This is a genomic window from Mycobacterium sp. (assembly GCF_032159775.1).
Lineage (GTDB): Bacteria > Actinomycetota > Actinomycetes > Mycobacteriales > Mycobacteriaceae > Mycobacterium.
Genome location: NZ_JAVHWK010000077.1, coordinates 1 through 8,490, shown reverse-complemented (window position 1 = coordinate 8,490; position 8,490 = coordinate 1). Strand labels below are relative to the sequence as shown.

The 8,490-nt window shown below is 66.8% G+C and carries 6 protein-coding genes, 1 tRNA gene and 1 pseudogene; 3 read left to right on the top strand and 5 right to left on the bottom strand.

Annotated elements, in window-relative coordinates:
• Together QOJ24_RS08160 and QOJ24_RS08155 are read left to right on the top strand one after the other, a co-directional pair.
• Positions 1-1,128: pseudogene (locus tag QOJ24_RS08160) on the top strand (hypothetical protein); the annotation flags it as partial.
• A 15-nt stretch (positions 1,129-1,143) separates the two neighbouring features.
• Positions 1,144-1,509, top strand: coding sequence for a carboxymuconolactone decarboxylase family protein (locus QOJ24_RS08155; protein WP_526260480.1), 366 nt, complete (start codon positions 1,144-1,146; stop codon positions 1,507-1,509).
• A gap of 95 nt (positions 1,510-1,604) precedes the next feature.
• On the opposite strand, the gene QOJ24_RS08150 is transcribed toward QOJ24_RS08155, so the two are convergent.
• Together QOJ24_RS08150 and QOJ24_RS08145 are read right to left on the bottom strand one after the other, a co-directional pair.
• Positions 1,605-1,677: transfer RNA gene (locus QOJ24_RS08150), tRNA-Thr, on the bottom strand.
• Positions 1,678-1,734: 57 nt separating this feature from the next.
• On the bottom strand, positions 1,735-2,943 hold the full coding sequence (locus QOJ24_RS08145) for a DNA polymerase III subunit delta' (RefSeq protein WP_526260479.1): 1,209 nt from the start codon (positions 2,941-2,943) through the stop codon (positions 1,735-1,737).
• 103 nt (positions 2,944-3,046) lie between these two features.
• On the opposite strand from QOJ24_RS08145, the gene QOJ24_RS08140 reads away from it, so the two are divergent.
• Entirely contained in the window at positions 3,047-4,642 is a 1,596-nt protein-coding gene (locus tag QOJ24_RS08140) for an adenylate/guanylate cyclase domain-containing protein (protein ID WP_526260482.1), read from the top strand.
• On the opposite strand, the gene topA is transcribed toward QOJ24_RS08140, so the two are convergent.
• The 3 genes from topA to cspA all read right to left on the bottom strand — a co-directional run bounded on the left by topA (position 4,639) and on the right by cspA (position 8,467).
• On the bottom strand, positions 4,639-7,434 hold the full coding sequence (gene topA, locus QOJ24_RS08135; RefSeq protein WP_526260478.1) for a type I DNA topoisomerase: 2,796 nt from the start codon (positions 7,432-7,434) through the stop codon (positions 4,639-4,641). The two genes, QOJ24_RS08140 and topA, sit on opposite strands and share 4 nt — an antisense overlap.
• A 135-nt stretch (positions 7,435-7,569) precedes the next feature.
• Entirely contained in the window at positions 7,570-8,148 is a 579-nt protein-coding gene (locus QOJ24_RS08130; protein WP_526260477.1) for a hypothetical protein, read from the bottom strand.
• A 115-nt stretch (positions 8,149-8,263) separates the two neighbouring features.
• A complete protein-coding gene (gene cspA / locus QOJ24_RS08125) occupies positions 8,264-8,467 on the bottom strand; it encodes a cold shock protein CspA (RefSeq protein WP_526260481.1) in 204 nt (67 codons plus the stop codon).
• Positions 8,468-8,490 lie beyond the last annotated feature (23 nt).

Genomic DNA, 8,490 nt, shown 5'->3' with positions numbered 1-8,490 from the left:
GTCGGATCGCTTGCGCTGACCGCCGCCTGGATCGCGCTCTACCTCGTCGTCGTCGACCAGGAGCGCTGGAGTCGCGACCTGCCCATGACGCGAGACCTGTTGAGCCGCTCCATTACTCACGGCATCGTGCCGGGCCTCGCTGGCGGCCCGTGGGACTGGCAGCGATGGGCGCCCGCATCGCCGTGGGCGACACCTCCCGTGACGGTCATGGTTCTCGGCTGGCTCGTGCTCGCCGCGATAATCACCATCTCCTTCATCCGCAAGGAGCGCATCAGCCTGCTATGGGTCGTCGCCGTCGGCTACGCGATCGCGTGTCAGATCCCGATCTATCTGATGCGCTCGTCGAAGTTCACCGCACTGGAACTCGCGCAGACCCTGCGCTATTTTCCCGACCTCGTCGTCGTACTCGCCCTTCTCACCGCCGTCGGTTTCTGCGCACCCAATCGCGAACGATCCCGATGGCTCGACGCCTCGCTCGCGCGCACCGCCGTAATCGTCACCGCCGCAGGCGCGTTCGTCGGCAGCAGCCTCTACTCCACTGCAACGTTCACGACGATATGGCAGGACAACCCGGCTCAGCCCTATTTGCAGAACGCGGTAATCGGCCTTGCCTACGCGCACCAAACGTCCAGCGCTCCGATGCTCGACCAGGAAGTCGACCCGTTCGTCCTACAACGCGTTGCCGCACCCGAGAATCTGGCCAGCCACATGTTCGCTCTGCTGCACGATCGCCCCGAATTCGAAAGCACAACAAGCCAACTCCGGATGCTCGACAACCGGGGCCATCTGGTCGGCGCCAAGGTCACCTGGGTGCGCACCATCGTCAGAGGGCCCGACCCCCAGTGCGGCTACCTTGTGCAGACCGACTTCCCCGTGCGCATGCCGCTGGACGGACCGCTGCTGCCGTCGGACTGGACCGCTGAAATCAACTACCTGGCCAACAGTGAGGGCTCGCTGACGATGTCGCTGACCGAGGGGCCAGACGTCAAGGTGCCCGTTCATCCCGGGCTCAATCGCGTCTTCGTACGACTGCCCGGCGCGGGCGAGGCCATCAACGTCCGCGCGAACACCGCAGCTCTTTCCGTCTGTCTGGCATCCGGCCCAGTGGGTTACCTGGCGCCGCTGTGATGCCATGGTGTGCGCATGACTGATGTGCGCGAAACAGGATTGAACGTCTTCCGCGAGCTGCTGCCGGGCATCATCCCCGAGGGCGAGACCGATCTGCCACGTAGCGGGTTCGCCGACGAGTTGTTCGAGATCTCCCTTGACAATGTCTTCGGTCGGCTGTGGGGACGAGAGGGCCTCAGCCGTCGCGACCGCAGTCTCCTGACGCTTGGCATGCTCATCGCGCTGCGGGCCAGCGACGAGCTGGCCATCCACTTCAAGATCGCACGCACCAACGGCCTGACCGACGAAGAGATCGCGGAAGTCATCTACCACGCCAGCGGCTACGCCGGATTCCCAGCCGCGGCGACTGCTAGCAGGATCGCGGGCGAAGCGCTCGGCTAAAGCACGCAACGGTCGCTCGCGACCGACGAGGGCGCGCAAACTGCCGCTGAATGCGGCGTGTCGGTGTGCAAACACGGGCGCTCGCGGGAAAGGGGAGCCACCTGGGGGAATCGAACCCCCGACCTATTCATTACGAGTGAATCGCTCTACCGACTGAGCTAAGGTGGCGCGCCCGGCGCTAGCCGGGCGGGACGAGTCTACGACAGGCCCAGGCGACCACCCAAGTCAGTTGCGCAGCTCCTTACCCACGGTGGCGACCATCGCGCCAACCGCGAATTTCGGCTTCACATTGACCGCGAGCGCCTCCCGGCACCCCAGCACCGCCTCGATACACCGCAAGAGCCGATCCGGCGGCACCACAGCCGCCATCGCCTGCACCTTGTCGGACATATCCGGATGGTTCGGCCGAATCTCACCTGCTTGCGCCGACACCAGAAGGGCATCGCGGAAGTACGTCGCCAGATCGATCAGCGCCCGATCCAGTGCGTCGCGCGACGCGCGGGTGTGACGCGACTTCTGCCTGCGCTCAAGGTCTTTGATGGCGCCCGTCGCACCGCGCATCGTCCCGGCGGTGCCCTTCCCTGTGCCGCCTGCACCCAGCGCGGTCCGCAACTCCTCCGACTCAGTCTCGTTACGGTCAACCGTCAACGCCAGCGCCTCCACCTCCGCGGCGGCCACCAGATCCTCGGCGGCGCCATAGGCCCGCGAGGGCGTCGCCGCGTCGCGCGCCAGCGCAAGCGCGCGCTCACGTCGCCGCCGCGCCTCCTCGTCGGTGGCCAGCCGGCGCGCCCGCCCGACATGCCCGCCACTCACCGACGCCGCCCAGTTGGCGGCCTCAGCGGGCAGGCCGTCCGAGTCGATCAGCACCTGGGCGATCGCCTCAACCTGCGGCGTCACCAGGGCGACGTGTCGGCAACGAGACCGCAGGGTGATCGCGATGTCCTCCGGGTCCACCGACGGCGCGCACAGCAGGAACACGGTGGACGGCGGCGGCTCCTCGACGACCTTGAGCAGCGCGTTCGCCGCCCCCTCGGTCAGCCGGTCAGCATCCTCGATCAACACGATCTGCCAGCGGCCCGTACTCGGGCGCCGCGACGCGATCTGCACGATGTTGCGCATCTCGTCCACCCCGATCGACAGCCCCTCGGGAATGATTCTGCGCACGTCAGCGTGGGTGCCGGCCATTGTGGTGGTGCATGCGCGGCACTCGCCGCAGCCGGGCACACCGTCGGATTCGCACTGCAGCGCCGCCGCGAAACACAGCGCGGCCACCGACCGCCCCGACCCCGGCGGCCCAGTGATAAGCCACGCGTGTGTCATGGTCCCGGTGGCATTGGCACTGTGAGCTGGACCACGGCGTGCAGCCTGTGCTGCAGCTACCAAATCCGCCTCAACGGCGCCTTGGCCCACAAGACGCGAAAAAACCCCGGCCATCGCACATAACAGTAGTGCTGCGAACCGACACAGCCGTACCAGACAGCCCTTTCCTGTGTGCCGGGACCGATACGGTTAACGGGTGACCACACAGGCCGAGCCGATGGGGCGAATCAGCGCATTCGTCCGCTGGGTCGCGCGCACGCCGTGGCCGGTGTTCACCCTCGGCATGCTGCAGTCCGACATCATCGGCGCGCTGTTCGTGCTGGGCTTCCTCCGTTTCGGGCTGCCCCCCGAGGACCGTATTCAGCTGCAGGACCTGCCGCCCGTCAACCTGGCGGTCTTCCTGGGCTTCCTGTTCCTCACCTTCATCATCGGCGCTTACCTCAGCCTGCGACTGCTGATCCCAGTCATGCGCTGGCAGCGCCGCGACAGCCTCATGGTCGACAGCGAGCCCGCCGCAACCGAGCTCGCCCGCACCCGCGCGCTGAAAATGCCGTTCTATCGCTCGCTGATCAGCGTCGTCAACTGGTGCCTTGGCTCGATCGTGTTCATCGTCGCCAGTTGGCCCGTCGCCAGCCACGCAGCACCCGTTGTCGCGGTCGCCACCGCGCTCGGCGCGACCGCGACAGCGATCATCGGCTACCTGCAATCCGAACGCGTGCTCCGCCCCGTCGCCGTTGCGGCACTCCGTGGCGGTGTGCCGGAGAACTACCGCGCCGCCGGCGTCATCCTGCGACAGGTGCTGACGTGGGTGCTCTCCACCGGAGTCCCGGTACTGGCGATCGTGCTGGCGCTGGTGGCCAGCAAGTTCCAGATCCTCACCGCGTCCGCCGAACGGCTGACCACGCCGATCCTGATCATGGCCATCGCCGCACTGCTGGTCGGATTGGCCGGCACCGTGCTGGTGGCGATGGCCATCGCCGACCCGCTGCGCCAACTGCGCTGGGCGCTGGGTGAAGTTCAGCGCGGCAACTACAACGCGCACATGCAGATCTACGACGCCAGCGAATTGGGCCTGCTGCAAGCCGGATTCAACGACATGGTTCGCGACCTCGCCGAACGACAAAGGCTGCGGGACCTTTTCGGTCGCTATGTCGGCGAGGACGTCGCCCGTCGCGCACTCGAACGCGGCACCGAACTCGGCGGTCAGGAACGCGACGTCGCTGTGCTGTTCGTCGACCTGGTCGGCTCGACCCAGCTGGCCTCCAATCGGCCCGCCTCCGAGGTCGTCAGCCTGCTCAACGAGTTCTTCCGCGTCGTCGTTGACACCGTCGCCCGCCACGGCGGCTTCGTCAACAAGTTCCAGGGCGACGCCGCGCTGGCCATCTTCGGCGCGCCGATCGAGCATCCTGACGCCTCGGGCGCCGCGTTGGCGGCCTCGCGCGAGCTTCACGACGAGCTCCTCGCCGTGTTGGGCTCGGAAATGGAGTTCGGCATCGGGGTATCGGCCGGACGCGCCATCGCGGGCCACATCGGGGCCCAGGCCCGCTTCGAGTACACCGTCATCGGCGACCCGGTCAACGAGGCCGCCCGGTTGACCGAGCTGGCCAAGTTGGAGGAAGGTCACGTGCTGGCGTCGGCGATCTCGGTCAGCGGGGCGCTCGATGCCGAGGCACTGTGCTGGGATGTCGGCGAGATCGTCGAACTGCGCGGGCGGTCGGCCCCGACTCAGCTCGCACGCCCGCTCAACCTTGTCGATTCCAGCCAGGATTCGGCCAACGATGCGACGAGGACGCCGGAGGACAGCCGACGTTAGCTGCGCTTCACGGCTTTCTTGGCGGGCGCCTTCTTCGCGGCCTTCTTCGCGGCCTTCTTGGCCGGACGCTTCGCCGGTCCACGTGCCCGCCGGTCGGCCAGCAGTTCGGCGGCCCGCTCGTCGGTGATCGACAGCACGTCGTCGCCCTTGCGCAGGCTGGCATTGGTCTCGCCGTCGGTCACGTACGGCCCGAATCGGCCGTCCTTGATGACCATCGGCTTCTCAGTCGCCGGGTCCGCACCCAACTCCCGCAGCGGCGGCGCCGAAGCCCCCTGTCCCGCACGCCGTTTCGGTTCGGAGTAGATCTTCAGCGCCTCATCGAGTGTGATGTCGAACATCTGCTCTTCGTTCGCCAGTGAACGAGAGTCGGTGCCGCGCTTGAGATATGGCCCGTACCGTCCGTTCTGGGCGGTGATCTCCTCGCCGGTGTTCGGGTCGGTGCCGACAACGCGGGGCAGCGACAGCAGCCGCAGCGCATCCTCGAGCGTCACCGTCTCCAGGTCCATTGAGCGCAGCAGCGAACCGGTGCGTGGTTTGGGGCCGGTCGGCTTCTTGCCCTTCTTCGCTGGGGCGCCGTCCTCGGGCTCGTCGGGCTCGGGCAGCACCTCGGTCACGTACGGCCCGTAACGGCCGTCCTTGGCGACGACCGGGCGACCCGTCTCGGGATCGACGCCGAGCGTGCGGCCCTCTTGCGGTGTGGCGAACGCTTTCTCGGCCAGGTCGAGGGTCAGCTCGTCCGGCGTCAGCTCGTCCTTCAGGTTCGCGCGCTGCGGTGTGGGCTCGCCGTCGTCACCGGTGACAGTGCGCTCCAGATACGGCCCGTTCTTGCCGACCCGGACGTAGACCGGACGGCCTTCCTCGTCGTCAAACAGCTTGATGGAGTTGACCTCTCGGGCATCGATGCCTTCGAGGTTGACACCGACGAGCCTTTTGAGCCCGCCGGAGCGGGCTATCGACTCGGGCACGCCGTGGTCGCCGCCGAAGTAGAAGTTCGACAACCATGTGGTGCGCTGCTGGAGGCCGGACGCGATCTCGTCGAGCTCGTCCTCCATCGCTGCGGTGAACCCGTAGTCGACCAGACGCCCGAAGTGCTGTTCCAGCAACCCGGTGACGGCGAAGGCCACCCACGACGGCACCAGCGCGCTGCCCTTCTTGTGCACGTAGCCGCGGTCCTGAATGGTCTTGATGATCGACGAGTACGTCGACGGGCGACCGATGCCCAACTCTTCGAGCGCCTTGATCAGCGAGGCCTCGGTGTAGCGAGCCGGCGGGCTCGTGTTGTGGCCGTCGGCGGTCAGGTCCTTCGCGTCGACCCGCTGGCCCTCGGTCAGGTTGGGCAACCTGCTCTCGGCGTCGTCGGCTTCACCGCCGGCCTGCTCGTCGAGGCTCTCGACGTAGGCCTTGAGGAAACCGGCGAAGGTGATGGTGCGGCCACTGGCGCTGAACACCACCCGCTCGCCCGAACGCGCGGTGCCCGAGATGCGCAGCGACAGCGTCGTGCCGCGCGCATCGGCCATCTGCGAGGCCACCGTCCGCTGCCAGATCAGCTCGTAGAGGCGGAACTCGTCGGTGTCGAGCTGACTGTGCAGCTGGCCCGGTGTCTGGAACACATCACCAGCGGGCCTGATCGCCTCGTGCGCCTCCTGCGCGTTCTTCACCTTGCGGGTGTACTGGCGCGGCGTCGGGTGCACGTACTCCTCGCCGTAGAGCTGGCGAGCCTGGTTGCGCGCGGCATTGATGGCCGACTCCGACAGCGTCGTGGAGTCGGTACGCATATAAGTGATGTAGCCGTTCTCGTAGAGCCGCTGCGCGATGCTCATCGTGCGCTCCGACGAGAACCGCAGCTTGCGGCCGGCCTCCTGCTGCAGCGTCGACGTCATGAACGGCGCGTACGGCCGACGGGTGTAGGGCTTCTGCTCAACGGAGCTCACCTCGAGCTGCACACCGCGCAACCCCGTTGCCAACGCTCCCGCACTGGCTTCGTCGAGAACCAGCACCTCATCGGGCTTCTTCAGCTGACCCAGCGAATCGAAGTCGCGGCCTGAGGCCACCCTCTTGCCGTCGACGTTGTTCAGCTTGGCACTGAAGGTGGGTGGGGACGCCTGTGCGTCGGACACGCTGGCGTCCAGTTCAGCGGTGACATCCCAATAGCCGGCGGTGCGGAACGCCATCCGCTCGCGCTCGCGCTGCACGATGATGCGGGTCGCCACCGACTGGACCCGGCCCGCCGACAGCTTCGGCGCGACCTTCTTCCACAGCACGGGGCTGACCTCGTAGCCGTACAGCCGGTCGAGGATGCGGCGGGTCTCCTGCGCGTCGACCAGGTCGTTGTCCAGGTCGCGGGGGTCGTCGGCGGCCGCCCGAATCGCCGACTCGGTGATCTCGTGGAACACCATCCGCTTGACCGGAATGCTCGGCTTCAGCGTCTCCAGAAGATGCCAGGCGATCGCCTCGCCCTCCCGGTCGCCGTCTGTGGCCAGATAGAGCTCGTCGACGTCCTTGAGCAGGCCCTTGAGCTCGGTGACGGTGCTCTTCTTATCGGGGCTGATGATGTAGAGCGGTTCGAAATCCGCGTCCACATTCACCCCGAGCCGGGCCCACGGCTCGGACTTGTACTTGGCGGGCACGTCGGCGGCCGCCCTCGGCAGATCCCGGATGTGACCACGGGAGGACTCGACGATGTAGTTGGAGCCCAGGTAACCTGCGATTTTGCGTGCCTTAGTGGGCGACTCGACAATGACGAGTCGCCGCACCCCACCGTTGCGTCCGCTGCCGCGGTCCCCGTCAGCCAACTGTGTTCTCGCTCCACTCCATATATTGCCGTCCGACGCCGGATTCATGCGTTCTTCGCTATCCGTCGCCGTTGGCAACTGACAATTTCGCACCCCGGGCGAGCCGACGCAAACTGACTACCCGCGCCGAGGGCCTTAAATACGAGGCCAGAGCGAGAACGCCTCGACGTCTCCCGGAGGTTCCCCGACGTTCTCTACCAGGCGCGATAGCCGGCGGCGACCGCTGATTCGCAGCGCCGGATGAGCGCCTCTGGTTCCGATGAGAGTCGGTGCTATCCCGACCCGCATCAAGGCCGAGGCAAGCGGCGAATGGGTATCGGGTGCGTGTGGGTCCAGTCCCAACAGATACCGGTCCGATTCGGGGGTGCCCGCCGCCAGCGTCCAGGCCCGCAGCTCCCGCGGTCCCGGCAGCCACTGGGGTGGCACTGTCTTGACCGCTCCGCGGGTCCACTCGGCGGCGATCTCGAGCAATTGAGGGTCTACCGCGGTGCGAACCAGCGGAGTGTTCTCATCCGTTCGGGCGATCTGCGGCTCCAGACCCGCTTCCACGATCATCTCGGCCAGGGCCACGGCCCGCCACGGGCGATCCACCACCACCGACAGCCGAGCGCCTTCCCCGACCACGACCACCTGGCCGGGCGCGGCGAGCAGCCCCGTCAGGTCGGCAACCGCGGGCGGCACCGACTCTGCCGAGAAGAACGACAGCTGACTCACGGAGACGACAGTAGGCCAGTACCGCGCCGGTGCGGCGTCGGCCGGGCCGCACAAAAACGAAAACCCCCCGCCGTCCTACGGGACTGTGCGGGGGGACTCGTTCAGGTTCGATTGCTCAGACGGAACGAACGCCGGTTGCCTGCGGGCCCTTGGGGCTCTGACCGACCTCGAACTCAACCTTCTGATTTTCCTCTAGAGTCCGGAAGCCGGATCCCTGAATTTCCGTGTAGTGGACAAACACATCGGCGGAGCCGTCCTCGGGAGCGATAAAGCCGAAGCCCTTCTCCGCGTTGAACCACTTCACAGTTCCCTGTGGCATCTTTCGATCTTTCCTTCTCTTCT